The sequence below is a fragment of the Rothia nasisuis genome, from assembly GCF_928381405.1.
Classification (GTDB): Bacteria; Actinomycetota; Actinomycetes; order Actinomycetales; family Micrococcaceae; genus Rothia; species Rothia nasisuis.
In genome coordinates this window covers 15,709-40,091 of the sequence record NZ_CAKMSB010000003.1, presented here as the reverse complement: position 1 = coordinate 40,091, position 24,383 = coordinate 15,709, and the positions used below count along the sequence as shown (strand labels likewise).

20 protein-coding genes and 3 tRNA genes are annotated in these 24,383 nt (G+C 59.5%); 18 read left to right on the top strand and 5 right to left on the bottom strand.

The features are described 5' to 3' along the window. Positions 1-295 precede the first annotated feature (295 nt). Positions 296-745, top strand: a complete 450-nt coding sequence (locus L6966_RS03325) for a hypothetical protein (RefSeq protein WP_237224975.1) — start codon at positions 296-298, stop codon at positions 743-745. Between the two features lie 173 nt (positions 746-918). After that, entirely contained in the window at positions 919-2,325 is a 1,407-nt protein-coding gene (locus L6966_RS03320) for an FAD-dependent oxidoreductase (RefSeq protein ID WP_237224974.1), read from the top strand. A gap of 101 nt (positions 2,326-2,426) precedes the next feature. Here the strand turns inward: L6966_RS03320 and L6966_RS03315 are convergent, their stop codons facing one another. Beyond that, positions 2,427-3,761, bottom strand: coding sequence for a D-arabinono-1,4-lactone oxidase (locus L6966_RS03315; protein WP_237224973.1), 1,335 nt, complete (start codon positions 3,759-3,761; stop codon positions 2,427-2,429). Between the two features lie 297 nt (positions 3,762-4,058). Between L6966_RS03315 and L6966_RS03310 the strand changes: the two genes are divergently transcribed. The 5 genes from L6966_RS03310 to L6966_RS03290 all read left to right on the top strand — a co-directional run bounded on the left by L6966_RS03310 (position 4,059) and on the right by L6966_RS03290 (position 7,040). Continuing rightward, positions 4,059-4,916, top strand: a complete 858-nt coding sequence (locus tag L6966_RS03310) for an LGFP repeat-containing protein (protein ID WP_083090604.1) — start codon at positions 4,059-4,061, stop codon at positions 4,914-4,916. A gap of 406 nt (positions 4,917-5,322) precedes the next feature. Beyond that, positions 5,323-6,333: a universal stress protein gene (locus tag L6966_RS03305; RefSeq protein WP_237224972.1), complete on the top strand. Its 1,011-nt coding sequence runs from the start codon at positions 5,323-5,325 to the stop codon at positions 6,331-6,333. Between the two features lie 374 nt (positions 6,334-6,707). Continuing rightward, a tRNA-Glu gene (locus L6966_RS03300) sits at positions 6,708-6,780 on the top strand. A gap of 50 nt (positions 6,781-6,830) precedes the next feature. Then, positions 6,831-6,904, top strand: a tRNA-Asp gene (locus L6966_RS03295). Positions 6,905-6,967: 63 nt separating this feature from the next. Next, positions 6,968-7,040, top strand: a tRNA-Phe gene (locus L6966_RS03290). Between the two features lie 191 nt (positions 7,041-7,231). Here the strand turns inward: L6966_RS03290 and L6966_RS03285 are convergent. Both L6966_RS03285 and L6966_RS03280 read right to left on the bottom strand, forming a co-directional pair. Further along, positions 7,232-8,035, bottom strand: coding sequence for an exodeoxyribonuclease III (locus L6966_RS03285; RefSeq protein WP_237224971.1), 804 nt, complete (start codon positions 8,033-8,035; stop codon positions 7,232-7,234). A 111-nt stretch (positions 8,036-8,146) separates the two neighbouring features. Beyond that, entirely contained in the window at positions 8,147-9,592 is a 1,446-nt protein-coding gene (locus L6966_RS03280; RefSeq protein ID WP_237224970.1) for a glyceraldehyde-3-phosphate dehydrogenase, read from the bottom strand. A gap of 225 nt (positions 9,593-9,817) precedes the next feature. Between L6966_RS03280 and L6966_RS03275 the strand changes: the two genes are divergently transcribed. The 4 genes from L6966_RS03275 (at position 9,818) to L6966_RS03260 (ending at position 13,267) form a co-directional block, all read left to right on the top strand. After that, positions 9,818-10,762, top strand: coding sequence for a carbohydrate kinase family protein (locus tag L6966_RS03275; RefSeq protein WP_237224969.1), 945 nt, complete (start codon positions 9,818-9,820; stop codon positions 10,760-10,762). A 125-nt stretch (positions 10,763-10,887) separates the two neighbouring features. Beyond that, positions 10,888-11,412, top strand: coding sequence for a YbhB/YbcL family Raf kinase inhibitor-like protein (locus tag L6966_RS03270; RefSeq protein ID WP_083090599.1), 525 nt, complete (start codon positions 10,888-10,890; stop codon positions 11,410-11,412). A 10-nt stretch (positions 11,413-11,422) separates the two neighbouring features. Further along, on the top strand, positions 11,423-12,247 hold the full coding sequence (locus tag L6966_RS03265; RefSeq protein ID WP_083090598.1) for a Cof-type HAD-IIB family hydrolase: 825 nt from the start codon (positions 11,423-11,425) through the stop codon (positions 12,245-12,247). 210 nt (positions 12,248-12,457) lie between these two features. Further along, positions 12,458-13,267: a glycerophosphodiester phosphodiesterase family protein gene (locus L6966_RS03260; protein WP_237224968.1), complete on the top strand. Its 810-nt coding sequence runs from the start codon at positions 12,458-12,460 to the stop codon at positions 13,265-13,267. A 77-nt stretch (positions 13,268-13,344) separates the two neighbouring features. Here L6966_RS03260 and L6966_RS03255 read toward each other — a convergent pair whose 3' ends face one another. Next, the gene (locus L6966_RS03255) at positions 13,345-14,667 is read right to left on the bottom strand and encodes a uracil-xanthine permease family protein (protein WP_237224967.1); all 1,323 of its coding nucleotides are present in this window, start codon (positions 14,665-14,667) and stop codon (positions 13,345-13,347) included. Positions 14,668-15,087: 420 nt separating this feature from the next. On the opposite strand from L6966_RS03255, the gene L6966_RS03250 reads away from it, so the two are divergent. Genes L6966_RS03250 through mnhG form a run of 6 tightly spaced genes read left to right on the top strand, consistent with a single transcriptional unit; the run spans position 15,088 to position 21,719 of the window. Next, positions 15,088-18,207 (top strand): Na+/H+ antiporter subunit A, encoded by a 3,120-nt coding sequence (locus L6966_RS03250; protein ID WP_237224966.1) that lies wholly within the window; start codon positions 15,088-15,090, stop codon positions 18,205-18,207. A gap of 2 nt (positions 18,208-18,209) precedes the next feature. Next, positions 18,210-18,722: a Na(+)/H(+) antiporter subunit C gene (locus tag L6966_RS03245; protein WP_083090594.1), complete on the top strand. Its 513-nt coding sequence runs from the start codon at positions 18,210-18,212 to the stop codon at positions 18,720-18,722. Between the two features lie 3 nt (positions 18,723-18,725). Next, positions 18,726-20,342 carry a Na+/H+ antiporter subunit D gene (locus tag L6966_RS03240; RefSeq protein ID WP_237224965.1) on the top strand — a complete coding sequence of 539 codons (1,617 nt, stop codon included), beginning with the start codon at positions 18,726-18,728 and terminating at the stop codon, positions 20,340-20,342. After that, positions 20,339-20,947, top strand: a complete 609-nt coding sequence (locus tag L6966_RS03235) for a Na+/H+ antiporter subunit E (RefSeq protein ID WP_237224964.1) — start codon at positions 20,339-20,341, stop codon at positions 20,945-20,947. Before L6966_RS03240 ends, L6966_RS03235 begins: the two co-directional genes overlap by 4 nt. Continuing rightward, on the top strand, positions 20,944-21,363 hold the full coding sequence (locus L6966_RS12170) for an MrpF/PhaF family protein (RefSeq protein WP_083090591.1): 420 nt from the start codon (positions 20,944-20,946) through the stop codon (positions 21,361-21,363). The genes L6966_RS03235 and L6966_RS12170 overlap by 4 nt, the downstream gene beginning before the upstream one ends. Further along, complete coding sequence (gene mnhG / locus L6966_RS03225; RefSeq protein ID WP_083090590.1) at positions 21,363-21,719, top strand: monovalent cation/H(+) antiporter subunit G; 357 nt, start codon at positions 21,363-21,365, stop codon at positions 21,717-21,719. The genes L6966_RS12170 and mnhG overlap by 1 nt, the downstream gene beginning before the upstream one ends. Before the next feature lie 401 nt (positions 21,720-22,120). Here the strand turns inward: mnhG and pgm are convergent, their stop codons facing one another. Continuing rightward, positions 22,121-23,758 (bottom strand): phosphoglucomutase (alpha-D-glucose-1,6-bisphosphate-dependent), encoded by a 1,638-nt coding sequence (gene pgm / locus L6966_RS03220; RefSeq protein ID WP_237232868.1) that lies wholly within the window; start codon positions 23,756-23,758, stop codon positions 22,121-22,123. 206 nt (positions 23,759-23,964) lie between these two features. Between pgm and L6966_RS03215 the strand changes: the two genes are divergently transcribed. Beyond that, entirely contained in the window at positions 23,965-24,294 is a 330-nt protein-coding gene (locus L6966_RS03215) for a rhodanese-like domain-containing protein (protein WP_237232867.1), read from the top strand. Positions 24,295-24,383: the final 89 nt, after the last annotated feature.

Sequence of the window (24,383 nt, the reverse complement as noted above, 5' to 3'; positions counted from 1 at the left end):
GCTAATTGTGTTGAGCTGGTTTGATGGCTGACTCATATAAATCTTTTGGATGAAAATAATGTAACACATCATGGAATTCGTATGGAAGGGAGTGGAGAAACTTGGTACTTAAGTACTTGAGGATTATTTATAAGGCCTTTCTCTAGGTGCCCTTGGGCTTGCGCTCGATGGAACTAGCAGCTTCGCTGTGAACCCGGAGTGCCTCTACCTTGTATGAATAAGTCTCTTTTAGATAGGTGACTTGTCACCGTAGCCCCATCTTGCTTCATGGAAGTGGGGTAGGTTATAAAGAATTATGAAAAACATTCTTACCCTTTCTTTCTTGACCCTGTCATTTCTTACGGCCTGCTCCAGCGGCGCGTCCACTACAGCTGAGGCACCAAGCTCCACCCCGAGCGTCCGCGCCACCACTGTACTGCCACCTGCCACAGCAACCGCCAGCCCCGAAGAGCTGGCAACCCAGGGTCCCACCATTTCTAACGAAGATGTTCAGCGGGGCATCGACACCGGCAATATCTACGTGCTCTACTCCGGCGTCATGTGCTTCGGCGGCACACTGGCTGACCCCACCGAGTTTGCTGAGCAAGAACTAGCCAGTGACTACATGAGCGAGGAAGAATACCAGCAGCACTACAGCCAGATTCCGGCAGAGGTCCTTGCCCAGAGCGAGAAAAACAAAACCGGTATCTTCACCGCTCCCCAAGAATGCCTAGACGCTGGCTGGTCCCAGGCCGGAGCCATCTAAAGCACCCTGCCCCCCATCTGTTACATCTATTACGACCAGCCCCTACCCGCGGTAACCCCAGGACTTACTCTGTAACCGGGGCGACGGCGTCCGCCCCAAACTCGGTAGACTAGAGCAGAACCAAAGTCCCAACCCGCCGTGCCCACCTACGCCCGGCGCCGAAAGGAAAACCCGTGTCAACCGAAGCCCCCCGCGCCCTGCGCGTCGCCGTCATCGGTGCAGGCCCCGCAGGTATCTACGCCGCAGACATCCTCACCAAAAGCGAAGAAGTCCGCACCGGAGCCGTGCCCGTAGCCATCGACATCTTCGACCGCTACCCCGCCCCCTTCGGCCTGATCCGCTACGGCGTAGCCCCCGACCACCCCCGCATCAAGGGCATCATCAACGCCCTGCACAAGGTGCTGGACCGCGGCGACATCCGCTTCTTTGGCAACGTCAACTACGGCACCGACCTCACCCTGGCCGACCTGCGCAAGCACTACGACGCCATCATCTTCGCAACCGGCGCCATCAAGGACGCTTCCCTGGATATCCCCGGCGTTGACCTCACCGGCTCCTACGGCGCGTCCGACTTCGTCTCCTGGTACGACGGCCACCCCGACTATCCCCGCACCTGGCCGCTGGAAGCCAAAGAAATTGCCGTGCTCGGCAACGGCAACGTAGCCCTTGACGTCGCCCGCGTGCTCTCCAAGCACGCCGACGACCTGCTCGTCACCGAAATCCCCGACAACGTCTACGAAGGTCTCAAAGCCTCACCCGTCACCGACGTGCACGTCTTCGGCCGCCGCGGCCCCGCCCAGATCAAGTTCACCCCCCTCGAACTGCGCGAACTGGCCCACTCCCGCGACGTTGACATCGTGCTCTACGAAGAAGACTTCCAGTTCGACGAGGCCTCCCGCGAAGCCATGGAAACCAACGCCCAGACCAAGGTCATGATGAAGACCCTGACCGGCTGGCTCGAAGAGCAGAAGGAAAACCCCGGCACCGCCTCCCGCCGCCTGCACCTGCACTTCCTACAGTCACCCGCTGAAATTCTCGGTGAACACGGCAAGGTCACCGGCATCAAGATGGAACGCACCGAGCTCAACGGCAACGGCGGCGTCACCGGCACCGGCGAATTCATCGACTACCCCGTGCAGGCCGTCTACCGCGCCATCGGCTACTTCGGCTCCGAGCTGCCTGAGGTCGGCTACGACAGCGAACGCGGCGTCATCACCAATGTTGAGGGCCGCGTCATCGACGACAGCGACGTGCCCGTCCCCGGCCTCTACGCCACCGGTTGGATTAAGCGCGGCCCCGTCGGCCTGATTGGTTCTACCAAGTCAGACGCCCTCGAAACCGTCACCCACCTGCTGGAAGACCGCGAGAACCTTTACACCGCCGAGGCCGCCGACCCCGCAGACATTGAGGCCTTCCTCGACGACAAGGGAGTTCGCTACACCACCTGGGAAGGCTGGCACCGCCTGGACGACCACGAAAAGGCCCTGGGTGCAGAGGCCAAGGACGCTGCCGGCGAGCCCCGCGCCCGCGTTAAGGTAGTTGACCGTGACGAGATGACCGCGATTTCACGCGGCGAGTAGCCTTCAGCTTCTTGTAGAAAAGACCATCTAAATCAGAAAAACCCACCTAGTTCGTGGGTTTTTCTGGTTTAAATGGTACCTACTGGGGAGGGCAGGGAGGGTTAGCGCATGAGCACCCAGTCCAGGTAGGGGTTGAGGAAGAGACCCTCGGGGTCCAGCTCTTCGCGCAGCTCCACGAAATCCTCAAAGCGGGGGTAGAGCTCTGCCAGGGTCTCAGCGGCGTGGGTGTGGAACTGGCCCCAGTGCGGGCGGCCCTCATGGGCCTTGAAGACATCTTCAAGGGCACCAAAGAGCTCAGCGTGCGGCTGCCGCCAGTAGGCCCGGGCAGACACATAAAAGGTCTCTCGCCCACAGGCCTGCGAGAGCCAAATATCGTCAGCAGCAGCTGTGCGCACTACCAGGGGGTAGCCCATCTGGCTGCGGTACTGAGCCAGATGTGAGCGCACATCACGCATCACATCGGCGAACTGGGAAAAATCAAAGGCGTATTCCATATTGTTCTGCCGTACCGTGCGGTGAATTGTAAAGACTCGTGCCGAATAGTCGGCGTAGCGGCGGTTGCCCTTGGCCCAGTTCGAGACCTTATTCAATAGCGGCTGGGCTACCGGAACCTTAGCCCCGGTGTAGCTGAGAGCCGAGAACACCCCGTTGTTGAGCAGGTGGTCGCCCCCGTACCGGCGAGCCTGGCTCAAGGCCGCACCGGGTGGCATGTAGCCGTCGGTCAGCAGGGCCAGGCGGGTCAGGCGGCGGGTGCGCACCTCGGGTGAGCCGGGAAACCAACTGAACTCGTAATGGTCAGACCCACGGGCCCGATCTTCAAAGGAGTGAACAATATCGTTATAGGAGTGCCCGCGCTCGGCGGCGTGCAGGCGGAACTGGGGCACCACCGCGAAAGTTAGTTCCACAATAATTCCCAGGGCGCCCAGGCCGGTGAGGGCCGCCGAAAAAACTGCGGGATTTTCGGTGGACGAGCAGGTCAGCAAGTTGCCGCCTGCGTCAACCAGTTTGAGCTCTACCACCTGGGTGGCAAAGATGCCGTAGTCAAGGCCGGTGCCGTGAAAGCCTGTTGAGATGGCTCCGGCTAGGGTCTGATCGTCGAGACGCCCCAGGTTGGTGAAGGCTAGGTTATAGTAGCCCAGCAACCGGTTGGCCTCGCGCACGGTGGTGCCCGCCAGAAAGGTGGCAGTCAGGCGCTCAGAATCAAGACGGACCAGGCCGGTCAGGTGTTCTAAAGTCAGCAGGGCACCCGCAGGCTGCCCGATAGCTGAGGAGCTACGCCCCCGCCCCACCACCTTAAGGCGGCTCCCCGTTACTGAGGCGTCCGTAACCTGCTTTTGCAGTTCGGGCACTGACCGGGGAGCAAGGAGGCCGGTGGGGTGAGCACGGTGCTGGCGCGCCCAGGTGTTCCAGGCGGCGGTTTGGGGTCTATCTGCCATAATCTACCTCGATTCTTGACGTAATTATTCCCTAGTTTCCCACGAGACGGTGGGCAGATGCTGGGAACGAGATTGCAGTGTCACGGGTCGGTAACGGTTCGCTTACGATTCAATAAATCTTCCTCTTTTTGCTTGCCTACCCCCGGATAGCTGTGGTGGGGTGGATGTATTGGAGAAATGCTCCGAGAGGCCGGGAGGCCTCTCCCCGGTGCTGTGGCGTCAGGGCCAGCTCCGGGCTGTATCCCATCGGTTGACCGGGCACTGTGAGAGGTGCCTTCCGGTGTTGGAAAGGATGCCATGAACACCAAGAATAAGAATTTTTCAGGCCAGTACCTCGCTCGTCGCAGTGCCGCGACGCTGGTGCTTTCAGCCCTGGTGGCGGTCGGCTTCACTCCGGCAGGAGCGGCACCGGCTGGTTACACCCCGGATGCCCAGGTGAGCGGCGCTATTGGTGCTAAATATGAGTTTGGCGGCGGAGAGTCCTACTACGGCAAGCCGCTTTCGTCTGAGCAGACAACGATTACACGTTCACCGGGAGCGGTTTTCCAGGTGTTTGAAAAGGGAACCATCTACTGGAGCGAAGAGACCGGCGCTTTCTTCATGGCCGGTGGAACCGCTATTAGTGAGGAGTATAACGAACAGCTTGTTCGTGCTGGTTCTGACCCCTCGCACCCCTGGATTGGCCTACCCACCGATGACGGCTTCACGGCTGTTGGCGGGCCGGGCAAGCCCGGTTTTTCAGGCCAGCACTTCTCTGACGGTTCCATCTTTTATAACGGGGTAACCGGTGCCCACACCGTACACGGTGCGATTCATGACCTGTGGCGTTTTGGCGGGGTGACGGTAGCGAGCGGCTTCCCGCTGGATAATCTAATTCCGGTCAGCGACGAGCAGCCGGTGGGTCACGGGGCGCGCCAGAGCTTCGTCCACCCAGGCCAGGGGAGCGGTAATATCTTCTGGTCTGAGGCTACCGGGGCGCACTTTGTGGAATCCGGCGTCCCTGCCGGTGATTACTACAACGCTCACGGAGCTGTGAGCGTTTTCGGCTTCCCCACATCTGAAGTTCAGCAGGTGGGTGATGCCTCAGTGCTGTACACCGAGTGGGGTGTGCTGACGGTGACCGCGTCTGGCGCTGTGTTTAGCCCCTTGGGCTAGCGCTAGGTGCGCGGGCTAGGCCCCGTTTCTCGGCGAGCGTGCGTCATATCGCTGAGCGTGCGCATGGTTAGTGCACGCTCGGCGATATGGCGCACGCTCGTTAGCGGCAGGACGCCTCCCCCCTCCCTACCGCGCGGCAAGGTGGACGGGTGGCGGCGTCCTTGTGCTCCTTAGAGACTTATTCATAAGGGTAGAGGCACCCCCGGGCTGGCAGATAGCGCGAGCCCGGGGCTCCGAGAAAGACCTTATGAACAAGCCTCGTAGTTCAAAAATGAATAAGTGCGGTAATGATGCGAAATAAGTCACTCAAGGAAGTTCCCGAGGGCTAGACTGGGGGTAAGGCCCCGGCGGTAGCGCCGGCAACCCGGCGCATCTGCGGGGTCATCGCACAGCTAAGGAGATGACCATGACCGAAAGCGCACTCACCTTCGGTGAAAAAGCGGTAGCCAGCCGCGACAACATTGCAGACGTGACCAACGCAGCCGGTGAAATTATCGTTGGGATTGACGGCTCAGAGCAGAGCTACGGCGCTCTGCGCTGGGCCGTCCATGAGGCAGAGATTCGCAAGGTGCCCGTGCGTATGGTGACGGCCTATTCCCTCCCCGTCTTCACCGGTACCGGTTTTGATGCAGGCTACTCCATGGTTGACGAGCAGGCCTTGACCGACGGCGTTGCCCAGATTCTTGACGAGGCCCACTCCCGCGTGGGCGAAACCGGTGTGGAACTCCGCGCAACCGTTGAGACTGGTGACGCCACCGCCGTCCTGCTGGAGCTCTCGAAGAGAGCGGAACTTATGGTAGTCGGGTCCCGCTCGCACGGCGGCTTCTTGGGCCGTTTGCTGGGCACCGTCTCCACTTCTCTACCCGCCCACTCGCACTGCCCCACCGTGGCAGTGCCCCAGTCCTACGCTGAGAAAATCGAGACTGACCCCAGGCTCCTGGGCGGCGGCCAGTCGGTGGTTGTTGGCTCTGACGGCTCCGATGAGGCCCGCCTTGCCATGATGCAGGCGGCCGACGAGGCCGACCGTCGCGGCGTCAAACTGACCCTGGTCAACGCGCTCGCCCCCTACACCGGTGCACTCAACTGGGTGCCTGCAGCCGTTGACTTTGAGGCCCTCTACCGTGAGATTGCAGATTTGCAGCGGCGGGCCGCTGAATGGATTCGCAGCTACTTTCCCAACCTTGAGATTGAGTTTAAGCTGATTGACGGTTCACCCGTGCAGGTGCTCCTTGAGGCGGGTAAGACCGCTGATCTGATTGTGGTGGGTACTCGTGGCCGTGGCGGCATAGCCGGTATGCTACTGGGCTCCACTTCGCAGGGTATCTTGCACAACACTCAGGTGCCGGTCATGATTGTTCCCCAGATTGATGACCCGCGCATCAATCAGGCCCCCGACGCTGGTATCACCTGGGGCTAACTGCACTCGGTGAGACCCTGGTTTCTGCCCCGTGTAGGGGAGGAGGCTAGAGGTGTAAGGCGAAGGCAGGGAGGTTCCCGCCGAGGTCTGATTTTGATAATCAGACTCCGACGGCGCTTCCCTGCCGCCTTTTTAAAAAAGTTCGGAAATTTTTTGATGCGGGTATCTGACCGCCGAAAAGCGGCTATGACTAGTTGATTTAGCGGTAATTGCGGCGGTTGGTGTGTTGGTTTTGTGGCGTGAGCCACCAATCTTCTGCCTACCTGTGGGGTTCCGCGGGTATTTTTCGATTTGCACGCCTGTTTGAAGTCGCGTATTGTATTACTTGTTCGAGCGGCAGGCTGATGAATCAAGTCTGCGGTTCAAGCGAACTAGCCCCTATCGTCTAGCGGCCTAGGACGCCGCCCTTTCACGGCGGTAACACGGGTTCAAATCCCGTTGGGGGTACTGTGGAACTTCGGTTTCACGGCCATGTAAGAGCTTTAGTTCTTACGTATGGCCCCGTAGCGCAGTTGGTTAGCGCGCCGGCCTGTCACGCCGGAGGTCGCGGGTTCAAGTCCCGTCGGGGTCGCTCCGACCGCGTAAGTTCTCGCCTATGAGAAGACGCGGTTGTGGCATATCTAAGGGTATGCCTGGCTCTGTAGCTCAGTTGGTAGAGCGTGCGACTGAAAATCGTAAGGTCACCGGATCGACGCCGGTCGGAGCCACGAAATCCACTCTCTAGGCTTCTACATGAGAGTGGATTTTTCTTTTAATTCCTCCTTCCCTGTAACGGGCCAGCCCCCGCAAGGGTATGACGGGCACGCCCGGCGCCCCCTCCTCCCGGCCTAATTGACCAGTCAGTTCTCATTTTGCGGGGTTGTTTACCCACAAAATGAGAACTGAGTGATCCGTGGGGTTAGTTGATTTCGACGATGACAGGGGCGTGGTCCGAAGCGCCCTTGCCCTTGCGCTCCTCACGGTCAATCTCTGCATCTACCACTCGCGCAGCTAGCGCGGGGGAGTAGAGCTGAAAATCGATGCGCATCCCCTCGTCCTTGAGAAAGCGCAACTTGGTGTAGTCCCAGTAGGTGTAGGGAACAGAGGTGTGATCGCGGGCCACATCAACCAAACCCAGGGGTTTTTCTAGAAAAGCTTGAAAAGCCGCGCGTTCTGGCCCGGTGACGTGTGTCAGCTGGTTGGCCCGAAAAAAGTCGATGTCCCAGACATCCTCATCGAGCGGGGCGATATTAAAATCACCCACCAGGGCAAACTCAGCCTGCTCGTTCTTGGCTAGCCAGGACGCTGCGTCCTTGCGTAGCTCCTCAAGCCAAGCCAGTTTATAGGGCATGTGGGGGTCGTCAATACCGCGCCCGTTGGGCACATACAGGCTCCACACGCGGACGCCGCCGCAGGTGGCGCCGATAGCGCGGGCCTCCACCGCCGGTTCCTCATCGGGCTTGCCGAAGGCAGGCTGGCCTGCGAAAGTACGCTGAATATCCTCTAGCCCCACACGCGAGGCGATAGCTACCCCGTTCCACTGCGAGAGCCCAAAGTGGGCTACCTCATAGCCCGAGTACTCAAAGATTTCAAAAGGGAAGGTCTCATCTGTTGCCTTGGTCTCTTGAATCGCCAGTACATCTACATCAGAGCGGTCGAGCCAGTCTTCCACACGGTCGGCGCGGGCACGAATAGAGTTCACATTCCAGGTAGCAATTTTCATGGCTTCCAGCCTAGCAGGACGCATAGAAGAGGTCTGCCCCAGCCTGGGGTGGGCCGAGGCAGACCTCTGTGGGGCGTGGGCATCCTTGTGCCCGGAACCTTAGAAGGTGCCTTAGGTGGAGGCGGGGAAGCTCTGCAGTTTGCCGCCAATCATTGATTCGAGTACGCGAATCACCTGGCAGGAGTAGCCGAACTCGTTGTCGTACCAGACGTAGAGAATAGCGTTGTCGTCACCCGAGGTAATGGTGGCTAGACCATCAACCACCCCGGCGGCACGAGAGCCCACAAAATCGGTCGAGACGATCTCATGAGAATCGGTGTAGTCAATCTGACGGCGCAGGGACGAACGTAAGGAGCGCTCGCGTAGCAGGTTGTTGAGTTCTTCTTTTGACCCCACGGGTTTCTCAAGCTGCAGGCTCAGAATAGCCATGGAGACATCTGGGGTGGGCACGCGAATCGCGTTGCCGGTCAGCTTGCCCTCCAGCTGTGGCAAGGCCTTAGAGACGGCCTTTGCGGCACCGGTTTCGGTAATCACCATGTTTAGCGCAGCGGAGCGGCCGCGGCGATCGCCCTTGTGAAAGTTGTCAATCAGGTTCTGGTCATTGGTGAAGGAGTGGACGGTCTCAACGTGGCCGCGCTTGACGCCGTACACCTCGTCCATCACTGCTAGCACCGGGGTGATGGCGTTGGTGGTGCAAGAAGCAGCCGAGAGCACCAGGTCGCTATCGTCGATGATGTTGTCGTTGACACCACACACAATATTCTTCACTCCCTTGCCGGGGGCCGTCAGAAGGACGCGCGCTGCCCCCTTGGCCTGCAGGTGGCGGGAGAGGCCGTCCTGATCACGCCAGCGGCCGGTGTTATCAACCACGATAGCGTTCTCGATGCCGTAGGCGGTGTAGTCAACCTCGGCGGGGTCAGAGGCATAGATGAAGCGAATGGGGGTGCCGTTGGCGATGACGGTGGAGTTCTCGGGATCTACACGGATGGTGCCCTTGAAAGCACCGTGCACGGAGTCGCGGCGTAGCAGGGAGGCGCGCTTGTACAGGTCGTTGTCGGTGTTCTTGCGTACGACGACCGCACGCAGCTTAGGCCCGGGGCCGGTGGAGCGCTCCAGTAGGATGCGAGCTAGCAGGCGGCCGATACGGCCAAAGCCGTAGAGCACGACGTCCTGCGACGCAGCCTTGATCTGATCTTTCTTGCCGATGACCGGTGCCAGCTCCTGGCGGAGAAAGGACTCGAGGTCAGCTGCCCCGGAGGCCTCAAAGGTGCGTAGCAGGCTGGCTAGATCCAGGGAGCAGGCGCCCAGCTCAAAGGTGCTGACAACCTCAAGGACGCGCAGGGAATCAGCCGGGTTCAGCTCAACATCGTCAATTTGACGGGCGAAGCGGTGGGCCTTGAGGATCTGAATCACAGACTTGTTGATGAGGCTATGGCCGTGAATGGAAACAACGACGTTGTTCTCTCGACTCAATTTGCCAATCAGGGGAATCATTGCCTCGGCTTCGGCCTCAGCTGTCAGCCACTGCTCGTGAGCGTTATCGGCAGAAATAGTCATGGTGTGACCTCTTCCTCGATGAGTAGCGTCATTGAACTCATCGGTTAGTAGCGCGTCGGTGCGCTGGTAGCTGGTGTCAGGGCACGCCAAACCCTCAATTATTTACGAAGAAACAATTGGTGGGGTGTGGCGCTACAGCACCAGTGTATAGTCTCTTCACTCACATGTGCAGTTTGTGACGCATCATAACCCCTGCCGGGGCAGTCAGCCGGTAAAATTGTGTTCATGCTTACTGTCATTGGCGAAGCCCTCGTAGACGTTGTTCAGCGCCCCGGGCTCGAATCTCACGCGCACCCCGGCGGCTCACCCATGAACGTCGCTGTAGGCGCCTCCCGGCTGGGTCACACCGCGCAGTTCATTGGCCGCTACGGCAACGATACCTACGGCAAGCTCATTGATGAGCACCTGCGTGCCTCAGGTGTTCTGCTACCTGTTGGGGCGGACGCTAAAAAGACCTCGGTCGCCCAGGCCACGATTGGCGAAAGTGGCGCTGCCGAGTACGAGTTCGATATTGACTGGTCATTGGATGCCGCTGCGACCGCCCTCGAGCAGGTGGGCCGCGAGGCTACCGCCGTGCACGTGGGCTCTATCGGCGCCATGCTTGAGCCCGGCGCTACCGTGGTGCTTGAGACCATTAAGAAGGCGGCTCCTCATGCGCTTATCTCGTATGACCCCAACTGCCGCCCCTCCATCGTCCCTGACGCCTCACAGGCGCGTGCCTGGGCAGAGAGTATTGTGCGTTACTCCAACGTGGTTAAGGCCTCTGATGAGGATCTACTGTGGCTTTACCCCCATCGGACCCTTGAGCAGTCAGCTCAGGCCTGGCTCGACCTCGGCGCTTCGCTGGTTGTTGTGACCCGCGGTGAGATGGGCCCCTGGGCGTTGACACGTAAGACCTCACCTGACGGCCTGGCCCTACCCGCCTACCGGGTAGAGGTGGCCGATACCGTGGGCGCGGGCGACTCGCTCATGGCAGCTCTGCTGGCAGCCCTGCTGGACCGCGGCGTTCGGGGGGCAGGTGCTCGTGCCGCTATCGAACTGATGAGCAAGGATGACCTCAAGGAGATTCTGGCCTTCGCGGCGGTAGCGGCGGGCATTACCGTCTCGCGTGAGGGCGCTAATCCCCCCACCCGTGAGGAGCTTAATGCCGCGCTCTTCCCGGGCGCCTAGGCCCTCTATCAGGGGTTGCACGGGGCGCGGTTATTCTTGAGATGCCCCACCCCTTGTGTACCTAGTACCTGTAACCGGTAGACTTAGGTCAGACAGGCCACGAGCTACATCAACGAGGAGGCGCCGTGCTCAACCGTGAACCCTACGCTGACCTACCTGAACTGCCTACTTTCACACTGACGTCCGCCGATATCACCGAAGGCGAGACCCTGCCCAAAGCCCAGGTTTCGGGCGTCATGGGTGCTGGTGGCCAGGACGTTTCGCCCCAGCTAGCCTGGAGCGGCTTTCCCCAAGAGACCAAGTCGTTTGTGGTCACCTGTTTTGATCCGGATGCTCCCACCCCCAGTGGCTTCTGGCACTGGGCGGTATCGAATATCCCAGTCTCGGTCACCGAACTCGCCACCGGCGCAGCCGAGGACCTGCCCGACGGCGCCATCGGTCACCTCAATGACGGCGGCACCCGAGGTTTTCTAGGCGCAGCCCCGCCCGCTGGCCACGGCCCGCACCGCTACATCTTCTGTGTGACCGCCGTTGACGTGGAAAAGCTAGACATTGATGAGGGCGCAACACCTGCCGTAGTCAACTTCAACCTCTTCTTCCACGGCATTGCCCGTGCTTTTCTGACTGCCACCTATGAAGAAGAGAACTAGAATGTGAAACATGATTAAACTGATTGCCAGTGACCTGGACGGCACCCTCATCGGTGATGATTTCAGGTTCCGCCCCCGTACGTTGCAGGCTCTGCACGCGGCGGCGGATGCTGGCGTCCGTATCATCTTTGTTACAGGCCGCCCACTGCGCTGGATGGGCCCGGTGCTTGAGCAGCTGGGCGAGGAGTGGAACGGCGAGAACTCATATGCTTTCTGCTCTAACGGAGCGGTGACGTTCGATATCGCGCGAGGGCAGGTTGTTGCCACCCGCCCCATAGCTGGCGAGCAGGTGCGCGAACTGCACGGGGAGCTTCAAACGGTCTTTCCCAATTCTCTGTTCATTGCTGAAACTCTCGACCGTGTATATGTGCAGGGTGACTACTCTCCCCATGCCCAGGAGGATTTGACTAAAGTGATGCGCGGGCAGATTAACGAGATGTTAGACCCCGCAGCTGAAGTGATTAAATATTTGCTTTACAAGGACGGGGCCACTCCCGCCGCACTGTTAGATCAGGTGCGCGAGATGGTGGGGGAGCGCGCCTCGGTAACCCGCTCTGCACCCTATCAGCCGTTGGTGGAGATTGCGCAGCGCGGCTTGAATAAGGGGCAGGCGCTGGCCGACTTTGCGCTCGAACACGGCATTGAACCTCGTGAAGTCGCGGCCTTCGGTGATATGCCCAACGATTTTGAGATGCTCGACTGGGCTGGTCACGGCTATGTTATGGCCTCTGGGCTACCTGAACTGAAGGACCGCGTGGGCCGCATCTGCCCCGGTTTTGAAGAGGACGGGGTGGCGCAAACCATTGAGGGTTTCCTAGCTGGGCGGCAGAGCTAGGGCTGGTGCTGTGCCGGGTGACTCCATGCCCCCCCTTCTTGGTGCCTCTTCGGCACGGTTTTCTGCTTTCAGGCTGGCGCTGAATGGAGCCCCAGCGGCTTCGTTTCAGGGCTCGGGGAGCCGCACCAGAGGGCTTTTGAGTAAGCCTCATTCATTGTGAGAGCTAAATCAACAACCTATAAGTTACCGGTCGGTAATATACTTGTATTTATGCCTTCACACGCATTTGCATCTCCCCCTGTTCCTGCGCCCGCAGAAATCTTTGCCCACCGCGGCCTAGTCCTTCACTCTGCCGAGAATACCCTCGGTGCCTTCTCGAGTGCACTCGATGCCGGCGCCGACTGGATAGAGACCGATGTCAACACCACTGCGGACGGTGTCGCTGTGGTCTTTCATGACCCTACCCTTAGCCGTCTGGCATCTCACGACGGGCGGGTCGCAGAGATGACCTGGGAGCAGGTGCGCCGTGTGGAGCTAACAGAAGGTGGTTTCATTCCCTCACTCGAAAAGGCTCTTAGCGCCTTCCCACAGACCCGCTTTAATATCGATCTTAAAGACGCCGGGGCGGCAAGGGCCGTAGTGAGTACACTGGTTGCTACTGAGTCAGCAGATCGGGTGCGGCTTGCCTCGTTTTCGGAGCGTCGTCTGAGGCAGGCGCACGCCGCCGCCCGTCGGGCTGGGCTTCGCCTTACCCTGAGCGCCTCGCAGTCCACCTTCATCCTCTTCTATGCCTTTTCGCGCATACACCCAGGTCTGTGGAATGTTCTTAAACCATTCACGAGGTTTTTCTTGTTACCCTTCGATGCCGTGCAGGTTCCCGCCTGCCGGGAGTTGGGAGGCTGGCGTCTACGTATCGTGGATCGTAAGCTGGTTGCGGCTGCCCGTGCCGCAGGCGTGCAGGTGCACGTGTGGACTATTGATGACGAGCCAACCATGCGCCAGCTTCTTGCCCTGGGGGTTGATGGAATCGTCACCAATCGCAGCGACCTGCTCGCGAGCGTCCTCGCCTCCTCCGGGTAGGTACCATCTAAACTAGAAAAACCCACCTAGTTGGTGGGTTTTTCTAGTTTAGATGGTACCAACTGTCGGTTGAGGGGTTAGTGGACGTCGCCCTTGGCCTCAGTTGGAGTCAACGGCTCGGGGTGGGCCTTGGAGGCCTTGTTGAGCGCAGCCATTAGGTGGTAGACCACCAGGGTTGCCGCGGTGCCCAGGGCGATACCGGCGAACTGCAGGTCGCCAATATCCCAGGTGTAGTCGGCAATGCCCACAATCAGAGCTACCGAGGCGGCGGTCAGATTGACCTGGTTTGAGAAGTCCACACGATTCTCCACCCAAATGCGCACACCCAGCATGCCAATCATGCCGTAGAGCACGGTAGCAGCCCCGCCCAGCACACCGGCAGGCACGGACGCCACGGCAGCACCGAAGACCGGGAAGACGGAGAGCAGGACGGCGAAAATTGCAGCAACCCAGTAGGCGGCGGTGGAGTAGACCTTGGTTGCTGCCATAACGCCGATGTTTTCAGCGTAGGTGGTGGTGCCCGAACCGCCACCAGCGCCGGCTAAGGTGGTGGCCAGGCCGTCGGCCATGAGGGCCCGGCCGGAGTAGCTATCGAGGTTGCCCCCGGTCATGAGCGCCACAGACTTCACGTGGCCGATATTCTCGGCAACCAGCACCAGAATGACGGGGATAAAGAGACCAGCCAGGTTCCAGTGAAACTCAGGGTGCTGGAAGTGGGGTAGGCCGATCAGGCCCTGCTCAGCCCAGGTCTTTTCAATGGCGGTGAAGTCGACCTCGCCGCGCAGCACGGCGGTGATGTAGCCGATGATAACGCCCAGCAGAATTGACAGGCGGCCAACCATGCCCTTGAAGAGCACAGAAATCAGGATGATGGAGCCCAGAGTCACCAGGGCGGTAACGGGCGCTGCCATGAAATTGTTCTTGGCAGAGGGGGCCAGGTTGAAGCCGATCAGCGCCACGATGGAGCCGGTCACTACCGGGGGCATGAGCTTGGTTAGCCAGCCGGTACCGGCAACCTGAACAAGCAGGCCAACAATGAAGAGGGAGGTACCGGCCATGACGATACCGCCCAGGGCGCCGCCGGGGCCGTGCTGGTTGGTGGCAGCAGCCAGGGGCGCGATGAAGGCGAAGGAGGAACCTAGGTAGGAGGGCACACGTCCTGCGGTAATGAGCAGGAAGAGCATGGTGCCGATACCCGAGAAGAAGAGGGTGGTGGCAGGTGGGAAGCCGGTCAGCAGAGGCACCAGGAAGGTTGCGCCGAACATAGCAACCACGTGCTGGGCGCCGATGCCGATGGTGCGGCCCCAGGTGAGGCGTTCAAGGGGGCGGACGACGGAGCCGGGGGTGATGTTCTTGCCGTCACCGTGGAGCTGCCATGTGAGGCCAAATCTGTTAGACATGAGAAACTTTCGCGGTGTAATGGGTAAATCGAACCTATTGTATGTGGGGTGGCTTCTGGAACAGGGTGCAACGGGGATTTTTGAGATGTGATGTTTCAGCTAGCCGAATGTCCCCTTTTTTTGCCGAAAGCGCCGGCCTTAGTGGCACTTTCGGCAAAAAGAAGGGACATTGGAGCCGGAGCACAAGTACCCTCCCGAAGGACGGGGGGCCCGCCGCCGCATCCTTGAGCAAATGGAACTTGTGGCCCAGGAGCGCGCTCGCGTTGAAAAGGAAAAAATATGTATCAAGGGTTGCACCGCGCGGAATGCACAAAGTAAGTGGAATATTACAGGCTCTATGAGACGGGCATCATCGACAGGTAAACTGGGTAGGCCTACTCTTTAACTAAAGACCCCGTTGCACATACCAAGGGCCGATACGTGACCATAGTTCTTGCGCTTTTCCTGCTTGTGTCCATAGTGACCCCCTGGCTCTACCGCCGCATGGGCACCTCTACTTTCTACCTGCTAGCAGCTTTTCCCGCAGCCGTCCTTGCCTTAGTGCTGACCAAAACAAGTCAGATCCTCGGCGGCACCCCCTGGGCCGAGAGCTACACCTGGATCCCCGAGCTAAACATGCAACTGACCTTCCGCATGGATACCCTCTCGTGGGTCATGAGCCTACTTGTGCTGGGCGTGGGCTCCCTGGTGCTCTTCTACTGCGCAAGCTACTTTAAACACTCCACCGGTGACGACGGCCAATTCGCCGCCTACCTCTTCGGCTTCGCCGGAGCCATGTTTGGTCTGATTACCGCAGATGACTTTATCCTCATGTTCATCTTCTGGGAAATCACCACCATCCTCTCTTACCTGCTCATCGGCTACTCCCGCCACCGCCTCTCAGCCCGCCGTTCGGCCCTGCAAGCCCTAACCGTCACCACCGCCGGTGGCCTGGCTATGCTGGTGGGTATCGTTATGCTGGGCTACAGCCTGGGCACCTACTCCCTGGCCGAACTGGTGGAGCGGGGCCCCGCCGTGCTGACCGCAGCCCAGGAGGGCACCGGCCCCCTGACTATGGGCCTGCTCTCTGTTGCCCTGGTGCTGATTCTCTGCGGTGCGCTCTCTAAGTCGGCCATCTTCCCCCTGCACTTCTGGCTACCCGGCGCTATGGCCGCCCCCACCCCTGTCTCGGCCTACCTGCACGCCGCGGCCATGGTCAAGGCTGGCATCTATATTCTGTTGCGTCTGGCCCCCGGCTACGGCGAGGTAGTTATCTGGCAGAACGCGCTGATTATCTTCGGTGCCTTCACCATGGTTTTCGGCGGCTGGGCCGCCCTCAAGCAGACCGACCTGAAACTGATTCTGGCCTACGGCACCGTCTCGCAGCTAGGCTTCTTGGCCCTGGTGATTTCAGGGGGAACCCCGGACGCCATCTACGCGGCTATGGCTCTCATGGTAGCTCATTCCCTCTTCAAGGCCGCCCTCTTCCTCTCGGTCGGTATTATCGACCACCAGTCAGGCACCCGCGATATTCGCAAGCTCTCGGGTATCTACCGCAGGGCACCCAAGCTGGCCACGGTGGCTACTCTCTCGGCAGCTTCAATGGCTGGTATTCCGCCTCTAGCGGGCTTTGTGGCCAAGGAGGCGGTACTGGAAACCTACCTTGCTCGCACCACCGGCTGGCAGGAGGCAACCACTCTGATTGCCATTCTCCTGGGTTCCGTGCTCACCTTTGCCTACTCGGCCCGTTTCGTCTGGGGTGCTTTTGCGGTCAAACCCTACGCCTACATGCACAAAGAGGGTGTTAAGTACTGCCGGGTGGAAAAGGGCGCCGCTGACTTTGAAGAGGTCGATAACGGCGATATTGACATCAGCGCCCGGGCCCTGAGGCGCAGCCGCCGGGGCCAGAAGCTCAGCCCCGATACAGCCTTCCACCCGATCTCCATGACCTTCCTTTTCGCCCCGGCCGTGCTGACCGCCCTAACCATTGCCTACGGGCTCTACCCCGAACTGGTTCACCTCTTCGTCAAGCGCTTTCTGGTAGCCTTCCCCGAGAGTGCCGATGAGCTTGGACTGCATCTGGCTCTCTGGCACGGCATCACCCCGGCCCTGCTGACCTCCCTGGTCATTATGGGGATTGGCACCTTGCTCTTTATCTTCCGCAAACAGATTGAAGAGCTACAGAGTATTTTGCCCTCGGCCCCCAGCGCCTCTATCGTCTACCGCGACGCCGTCGATGGGCTGGACCGCCTGGCTGTCTGGGTCACCGGTATGACTCAGCGAGGCTCCCTGGGCTTCTACCTGGGTGTCATTCTGATAACCGCCGTGGTGGTGCCCTTCGCGGCCCTCTTCGTCAACGAAACCCCGCCCCTGGCCAACGTGCGTGTCTCTGAATCCCCGGCCCAGTGGTCTATTGCTATCGTTATGATTGTGGCCGCCCTGGTGGTGGTCTTTGTGCGCAAGCGCTTCCTGGCTATCATGATGGTCTCAGTCACCGGCTACGGCATGGCTATTCTTTTCGCCCTGCGCAGCGCCCCTGACCTGGCCACCACCCAGCTGCTGGTAGAAACTATCGTGCTGGTGGCCTTCGTGCTGGCCATGCGCGTGCTACCCCGGCAAATTCCCCGCATCCGCTCCAAGGACGGCAAGGACGGAGCCCGCAAGACTCTGCGCGTCATTATCGCCCTGGGCTTCTCGGCCCTGATGATGGCCCTGGCCATGTTCACCTTCTCCTCCCGCTCCCTGGCCCCTATCTCGCTAGAGATGCCCCGCCTGGCCTACGAGATTGGCCACGGCTACAACGTGGTCAACGTGACCCTGGTAGATATGCGCGGCTGGGATACCTTCGGCGAAATTTCGGTGCTGGCTTTGGCAGCCACCGGCGTGGCCTCCCTGCTCTTTATCGAAGGGCGCGCAGACTCGGCCTCTGCCCGCAGGCTCGACACCCAGGCCATGAAGAAGATTGAGAGTTCCTTTGCCCAGCGCACCCAGATTACTGTGGCCCAGCGTGTGGCAGGGCAATTCTCCTCGGTGGAGCGTGACCCCTTCATCGTGGCAGGCCGCACCCTGCCGCCGGAGTCCCGCTCCATCCTGCTGGAGGTCATGACCCGCCTGCTCTTCCACACCCTCATCATAGTCTCCCTCTATATGCTGATTGCAGGCCACAACCTACCCGGAGGCGGCTTCGCCGGTGGTCTCATGGTGGGTCTGGCCTTTGCCGTGCGCTACCTGGCTGGTGGCGGTGCCGAATTGCGCGCCGCCTCCCCCTTCTCCGCAGGTACCTTCCTGGGGGTAGGCCTAGGTATCGCCGCCCTCTACGCCCTGGCTCCGGCCCTCTGGGGTGACCCCATCTTCTCCAGCTACGTGCTGGACTTCTGGCTACCGGTCTTCGGTCACGTCCACTTTGTCACCGCCACCATCTTCGATATCGGTGTCTACCTGCTGGTCATTGGCCTAGTGCTCGATATCCTGCGTAGCCTGGGTGAACGGATCGATCTCAAGCTCATAGTTGAGCGTCGCAAAAAAGAGAAGCAAGCCCGAGCTCAGGCAGGAAAGGCCTAACCATGATTATCGACCTCAGTCTAATCCTGGTCATGGGCGTGCTCTACGCCGTGGGCGTCTACCTGATTCTTGACCGCTCTATGACCCGCGTGCTCTTGGGCCTCATGCTCATGACCAACGCGACCAACATCCTGATTCTTCACGCTGGCGGACCGGCGGGCCTAGCCCCCTTCTACAGCAAAGATATCGCCGCAGAAGACTACTCAGACCCGCTACCGCAGGCCCTGATCCTAACGGCTATCGTGATTTCCTGTGCTGTGACAGCCCTGATTCTAGGCATTATCTACCGTTCCTGGCTCCTCTCACGCGCCGATGAAATTACCGATGACGCCGAAGATATTCGCGTAGCGGGGCAGGACTCCTTCGATAGAGAAGAAGACGCCGCTGCTGAGGTCGACGCTTCGGAGTTCGATGCTGATGAGGAAACCCGCGAAAAAGAGTTCAACGAAGCAGAAGAGAAGAAGAAAATCAGCCAAACTGCCGCCCAGCCGACCGTGTCAAAGAAGGGGGACTAGCCCGTGGACATTGCCCAGCTCGCCCCCCTGTGCATCATCATTCTCTTCCTCTCCGCCGCGATTACCTTCGTCTCCAAGAAAGATCGCGTGCAGCGCGTCATTGCCTTCGCTGCCGTTACCATAACCCTCCTTTTTGAGGCTCTGCTGTTGGCCGCAGTGTGGGGCGCAGAACCCCAGACCGTGCACCTGGCAGGCTGGGAGGCCCCCTTCGGTATCACCATGGTGGTCGACCAGCTCTCGGCCCTCATGCTGGTGGTTTCGTCGACTATCTCGCTGGCGGTGCTGGTCTTCGCTACCGGCCAGAACCTGCAAGATGAGGACGACGAGGTGCCCATCTCGGTCTTTTACCCCACCTACCTGTTGCTATTGGCGGGCGTCTCAAATGCCTTCCTGGCCGGGGATCTCTTTAACCTCTACGTGGGTTTTGAAATTCTGCTCATGGCCTCCTATGTGCTGATTACTATGAACGCCAACACCCCGCGTATTCGTGCAGGCGTGACCTACGTGGTGGTTTCGGTTGTCTCGTCCATGCTCTTTTTGACCGCTATCGGTTTTGTCTACGCCTCGGTGGGCACCATCAACATGGCCGACCTGTCGCTGAAGCTGGGCACCCTGCCCGAGGGCACCCAGATGCAGCTGCACCTGATGCTTCTGATTGCCTTTGGTATCAAGGCGGCGGTCTTCCCGCTATCGCTGTGGCTGCCTGACTCCTACCCCACGGCCCCGGCCCCGGTGACCGCTGTCTTCGCGGGCCTGCTAACCAAGGTGGGTGTCTATGCGATTATTCGCACCGAGACCCTGCTCTTCCCCGAAGGGCGCCTGGACACACTTCTGGGGGTCGTGGCGGGCTTGACCCTGCTGGTGGGTATCTTAGGTGCCCTGGCCCAGGGTGACATCAAGCGTCTGCTTTCCTTCATCCTGATTAGCCATATCGGCTACATGATCTGGGGCATTTCATTGGGTAACGAGCTGGGCCTGACTACCGTGGTCTTCTACATCGCCCACCATATTGTGATCCAGACCGGCCTCTTCATGGTGGTTGGCCTGGTAGAGCGCAGAGCTGGCTCCACCAACGTGCGCCGCCTAGGCGGCCTGATGAAGATAGCCCCCGTCTTGGCCCTGCTCTACTTCATCCCCGCCATCAACCTAGGCGGCATCCCGCCCTTCTCGGGTTTTATCGGAAAGGTCGGCTTCATTGAAGCCTCTGTACAAAACGGTAGCGCCCTGGCCTATCTCAATGCTGGCATTGGCGTCCTGGTCTCCCTGCTGACCCTGCTGGCCCTGGCCCGTGTGTGGAACAAGGCCTTCTGGCGACCCGCTAAGGAGGCTGAGGAGCCCACCCCCGAGCTGGTTATGGCCGAACACTCTGATGACCCAGCCCACTACGAGACCAAGCCGATTCCGGCCTCTATGATGGCCTCTACCGTCTCTCTGGTTGTGGTGGGTGTGCTCATTACTCTCTTCTCTGGCCCCCTCTTCCAACTGGCAGAGAATGCGTCAGATAACCTTTTTAATCCCGATATTTACATCGAATCTGCCTTCGGGGATGAGGCCCCCACCCGTGAGGACTATCTGCGTCAGCAGATTGAAGGTAATAGCTCCCAGGAGGTGAACCAGTGAAAAAGTCCAACCTCTCACGCGAGAGCCTGATTCACGCTATCCCGCCTTTCCTCTGGCTGGTCTTTGTTTGGTGCGCTCTCTGGCAGGATTTCTCGCTACCTTTCATAGCTTTCGGTGCAGTGCTAGCTTTTATGACCATGTCGGTCTTTAGGCTCCCCACCCTCTACCTGTCGAACCGCTTCAATATCTTCTACGCGGTTCGCTTCGTTCTAGAACTTATCTGGAACATTGCTAAGGCTTCGTTTGAGGTCATGTGGTTAGCTGCCACCTTCCGCCCGCCTCTGCGTAACTCGGTGGTAGCCGTGCAGTTGCGCACCCATTCTGATCTGTTGCTGACCGCGGTCTCGCATACCATGTCGCTGATTCCTGGCTCCGTGGTGGTTGAGGTTGACCGCTCCCTGTCAGTGCTCTACTTTCATGTGCTCAACATATCCACTGATGAGGAGATTCAGAGGTTTCTCAATCAGGTTGACCACTTTGAGACCCTGATTATTAAGGCTGCCGGTAGCCGCGAGGAGTACGAGGCCCTCAAAAGGGACGAGGCCGCTGACCGCTCCATCGAGCGCGCAGCTGATCTGAAAAAATCCCGAGAGGAGCACGCATGACCTGGGCTTTTTGGGCCACCGGCCTGATTCTGACTCTGGCTACCTGGGGCACGGTCTACCGCATCTGGAAGGGCCCTGCTCTGTTGGATCGTGTGCTGGCGAGTGACGTGCTGCTCTCGATTCTGACTGCAGCTCTCTGCGTGCTTATGATTGTGACTAACAGCCAGTTCTTCCTGATTCTGCTAGTTGCCCTAGCCATGATTGGGTTTGTGGGCTCGGTGACCGTAGCCCGCTTTGCTGATAATTCGAAGGCAGACGAGGCCACCCCAGTTTCCCGTATCTCTGAGGGCGGGCTACGCCGCCGCCGTGCAAAGAAAAGTAGCAGGTACGCGCCGGTGGAGTTGGCTGAGGACGCCGATCAGCGGGGGCACCGCCACGCTCACCCTGAACGCGTGAGCAAGGACCAGGGGGAGTAATGAATTTTGATACCGTTTGTGACGTTCTGGCCCTGCTCTGCATGCTACTGGGGGCGCTGATGTCTCTGGGGGCGGCAATCGGTCTGGTTCGCTTTCCCGACCTGCTGACCCGTCTGCACTCGGGCACCAAGCCTCAGGTCTTCGGTCTGATGCTTATGCTACTGGCCGTGGCCTTTCACTTCCGCTCCCTGGCTCTGCTGCCGGTGTTGCTTGTCATCTTGCTCCTTCAGATGCTCACCATCCCTATCTCTGGGCATATGATGGGCCGCTCGGGTTACCGCAATAAGCACTTCCGTAAGGACGATTTGCGCCATGACGACCTGCGCGCCCTGGTTGACGAGGTGGAGGGCAACTAGAGGGTCAGCGCGGGGCGTCCGCCCGGCCCCCGCTTTTCCGTTGGTGCCGCCCACAGGGGCCGTAGAACGTCACAGGAGAACTAGAAGACTTCAAAGGGACCGCATACTGTGCGGTCCCTTTGAAGTTCTAAGGTGCCCATCATGGGGAGGCAGGGGAGGGGGAGAGAAACGCTCCCAGAGCTCTACGGAGAAAAGGTTAGCTAGCATGCGGGGGTGGCCAAAGAAGCCCCGGTCGTTGGTTGAGGTATCTGCTCGCTAGGTAACGATACTCTTCTCAACCAGCTTAGTTAAACTTGGTGGTCAATTTTCTTAAGGCATAGGGCCCAACCTATTTACCTACACAAAGGCCCCACCGGTGCGCTCATCAGAGCGGGTGGGGCCACTGGAAATGGAGTTGGGTATTAGGCGATGACGCCATCCACTAGCTTCTTCGCCTCAGTCTGCACCTGCGCCAGGTGGTCAGCGCCGAGGAAGGACTCAGCGTAGATCTTGTAGACATCCTCGGTGCCGGAGGGGCGGGCAGCGAACCAGGCGTTTTCGGTGGTGACCTTAAGACCGCCGATAGCTGCTCCGTTACCGGGAGCCTCGGTGAGCTTGGCGGTGATAACCTCACCCGCCAGTTCGGAGGCCGTGACGTCCGCCGGGGAGAGCTTGGACAGCTTAGCCTTCTGCTCGCGGCTAGCAGCGGCGTCCACACGGGCGTAAGCCGGCGCACCGTATTCTGCGGCCAGTTCCGCGTAGCGCTGGGAAGGAGTCTTGCCGGTAACAGCAATAATTTCAGCGGCAAGGAGGGCGAGGATGATGCCGTCCTTATCGGTGGTCCAGACCCTGCCGTCTCGCATCAAGAAGGAGGCACCTGCGGACTCTTCGCCGCCAAAGCCGATAGTGCCGGCGCTAAGACCGTCCACAAAGTACTTGAAACCAACGGGAACCTCAACCAGCGTGCGACCCAGTGCAGCAGCCACGCGGTCAATCATGGACGAAGAGACCAGGGTTTTGCCGATTCCCGCATCCGCTGCCCAACCATCACGGTGGGTATAGAGATAGTCGATGGCTACAGCGAGGTAGTGGTTGGGGTTCATAAGACCAGCATCGGGAGTGACGATACCGTGGCGGTCAGAGTCCGCATCATTACCGGTAGCGATGTCGTACTTATCGCGGTTAGCAATGAGGGAGGCCATGGCGTTGGGTGAAGAGCAGTCCATGCGAATCTTCTCATCCCAATCCAGGGTCATAAAAGCCCACTGGGGATCCACATCGGGGTTAACCACGGTCAGGTTCAGATCATATTCGGTAGCAATACGCTTCCAGTACTCAACGGACGCAGAACCCATAGGGTCTGCACCGATACGGACGCCGGCAGAGCGAATAGCATCCATATCGATGACCTCGCCCAGCTCAGCAACGTAGGCACCCAGATAGTCGTAGGTACCGGTCGTATCAACAGCCCTAGCCTCTTCTAGAGGCAGACGCTTGACGTCAGCGTTATTACCTTCCAAAAGTTCATTAGCGCGCTGGGCAATCCAGCCGGTCGCATCGGAATCTGCTGGCCCACCGTGAGGAGGGTTGTACTTAAAACCACCGTCTGCGGGCGGGTTATGACTAGGGGTGATAACGATGCCGTCAGCCTGCCCGCCACACTCAGGGTTAGCATTGTGCACAATAATGGCATGGGAGAGAGCCGGGGTAGGCACAAAACCGTCCGCCTCATCCAGCAGCACAGTGACACCGTTAGCCGCAAGAACCTCCAGCGCAGTATCCTGCGCGGGCCCAGAGAGCGCATGGGTATCCTTACCCATAAACAGCGGGCCGGTAAAACCCTGCCCCGCCCGGTATTCAGCAATCGCCTGTGAAATCGCAGCAATATGCGCATCATTAAAGGAGCTCTTCAACGAACTACCCCGGTGCCCCGAGGTGCCAAAAGCAACACGCTGGGCAGGGTCGCTCAGGTCGGGAGTGCGCTCGCGGTAGGCGGCAAGCAGCTCATCAATATTGACAAGATCTTCTGGAGTGGCAAGAGTGCCGGCACGGTTAGACATAGACCCATTAAACACTGAAGAACCGGCTACACACCGCACCCCGCCGTCCTGCCTGAAAATAAAGAAGATAGGGAAGTTTTATTACGAAAACCCCTGCTCAAAAGCCGCAGACAGGGCACGCTATAGGCTAAACCAAGGGGCCAGCCTTGAAGCCTAAGACCCCCCGGCATAGGCTGAAGGAACCACCACGAAAGAAAGGTTCAGCGATGAACGAAGATATCCGCCAGGTCACCGTCGACGAAATCCCCGCAGACGCCAAAATTCTGGACGTACGCGAAGACTACGAGTGGGTAGAAGGCCACATCGAAGGCGCCCAGCACATCCCCCTGGGCGAGGTGCCCGAGCGCTACGGCGAAGTTCCCCTCGACGAGGACGTCTACGTCATCTGCCGCGCTGGTGGCCGCTCCCTGCGCGTCGCAGCCTACCTGACCCAGTACGGCTTCGACGCCGTCAACGTTATCGGCGGCATGGGTGCCTGGCAGGAGGCTGAGAAACCTATGGTCTCAGAAAATGGCGAAACCCCGCAGGTTCGCTAGCTACCCGCCGGCCTTTGTTAGCTCGATGGCAGCTAGCTACGGTTTTACCTGCGCAAGCCACCCCTATACGCCAGCCCCGAGCCAGGCTT

Coding starts and splice junctions, on each gene's coding strand:
- L6966_RS03325 (WP_237224975.1), top strand. CDS start 296: ATGAAAAACATTCTTACCCTTTCTTTCTTGACCCTGTCATTTCTTACG.
- L6966_RS03315 (WP_237224973.1), bottom strand. CDS start 3,761: ATGGCAGATAGACCCCAAACCGCCGCCTGGAACACCTGGGCGCGCCAG.
- L6966_RS03310 (WP_083090604.1), top strand. CDS start 4,059: ATGAACACCAAGAATAAGAATTTTTCAGGCCAGTACCTCGCTCGTCGC.
- L6966_RS03305 (WP_237224972.1), top strand. CDS start 5,323: ATGACCGAAAGCGCACTCACCTTCGGTGAAAAAGCGGTAGCCAGCCGC.
- L6966_RS03285 (WP_237224971.1), bottom strand. CDS start 8,035: ATGAAAATTGCTACCTGGAATGTGAACTCTATTCGTGCCCGCGCCGAC.
- L6966_RS03280 (WP_237224970.1), bottom strand. CDS start 9,592: ATGACTATTTCTGCCGATAACGCTCACGAGCAGTGGCTGACAGCTGAG.
- L6966_RS03275 (WP_237224969.1), top strand. CDS start 9,818: ATGCTTACTGTCATTGGCGAAGCCCTCGTAGACGTTGTTCAGCGCCCC.
- L6966_RS03265 (WP_083090598.1), top strand. CDS start 11,423: ATGATTAAACTGATTGCCAGTGACCTGGACGGCACCCTCATCGGTGAT.
- L6966_RS03260 (WP_237224968.1), top strand. CDS start 12,458: ATGCCTTCACACGCATTTGCATCTCCCCCTGTTCCTGCGCCCGCAGAA.
- L6966_RS03255 (WP_237224967.1), bottom strand. CDS start 14,667: ATGTCTAACAGATTTGGCCTCACATGGCAGCTCCACGGTGACGGCAAG.
- L6966_RS03245 (WP_083090594.1), top strand. CDS start 18,210: ATGATTATCGACCTCAGTCTAATCCTGGTCATGGGCGTGCTCTACGCC.
- L6966_RS12170 (WP_083090591.1), top strand. CDS start 20,944: ATGACCTGGGCTTTTTGGGCCACCGGCCTGATTCTGACTCTGGCTACC.
- mnhG (WP_083090590.1), top strand. CDS start 21,363: ATGAATTTTGATACCGTTTGTGACGTTCTGGCCCTGCTCTGCATGCTA.
- pgm (WP_237232868.1), bottom strand. CDS start 23,758: ATGTCTAACCGTGCCGGCACTCTTGCCACTCCAGAAGATCTTGTCAAT.
- L6966_RS03215 (WP_237232867.1), top strand. CDS start 23,965: ATGAACGAAGATATCCGCCAGGTCACCGTCGACGAAATCCCCGCAGAC.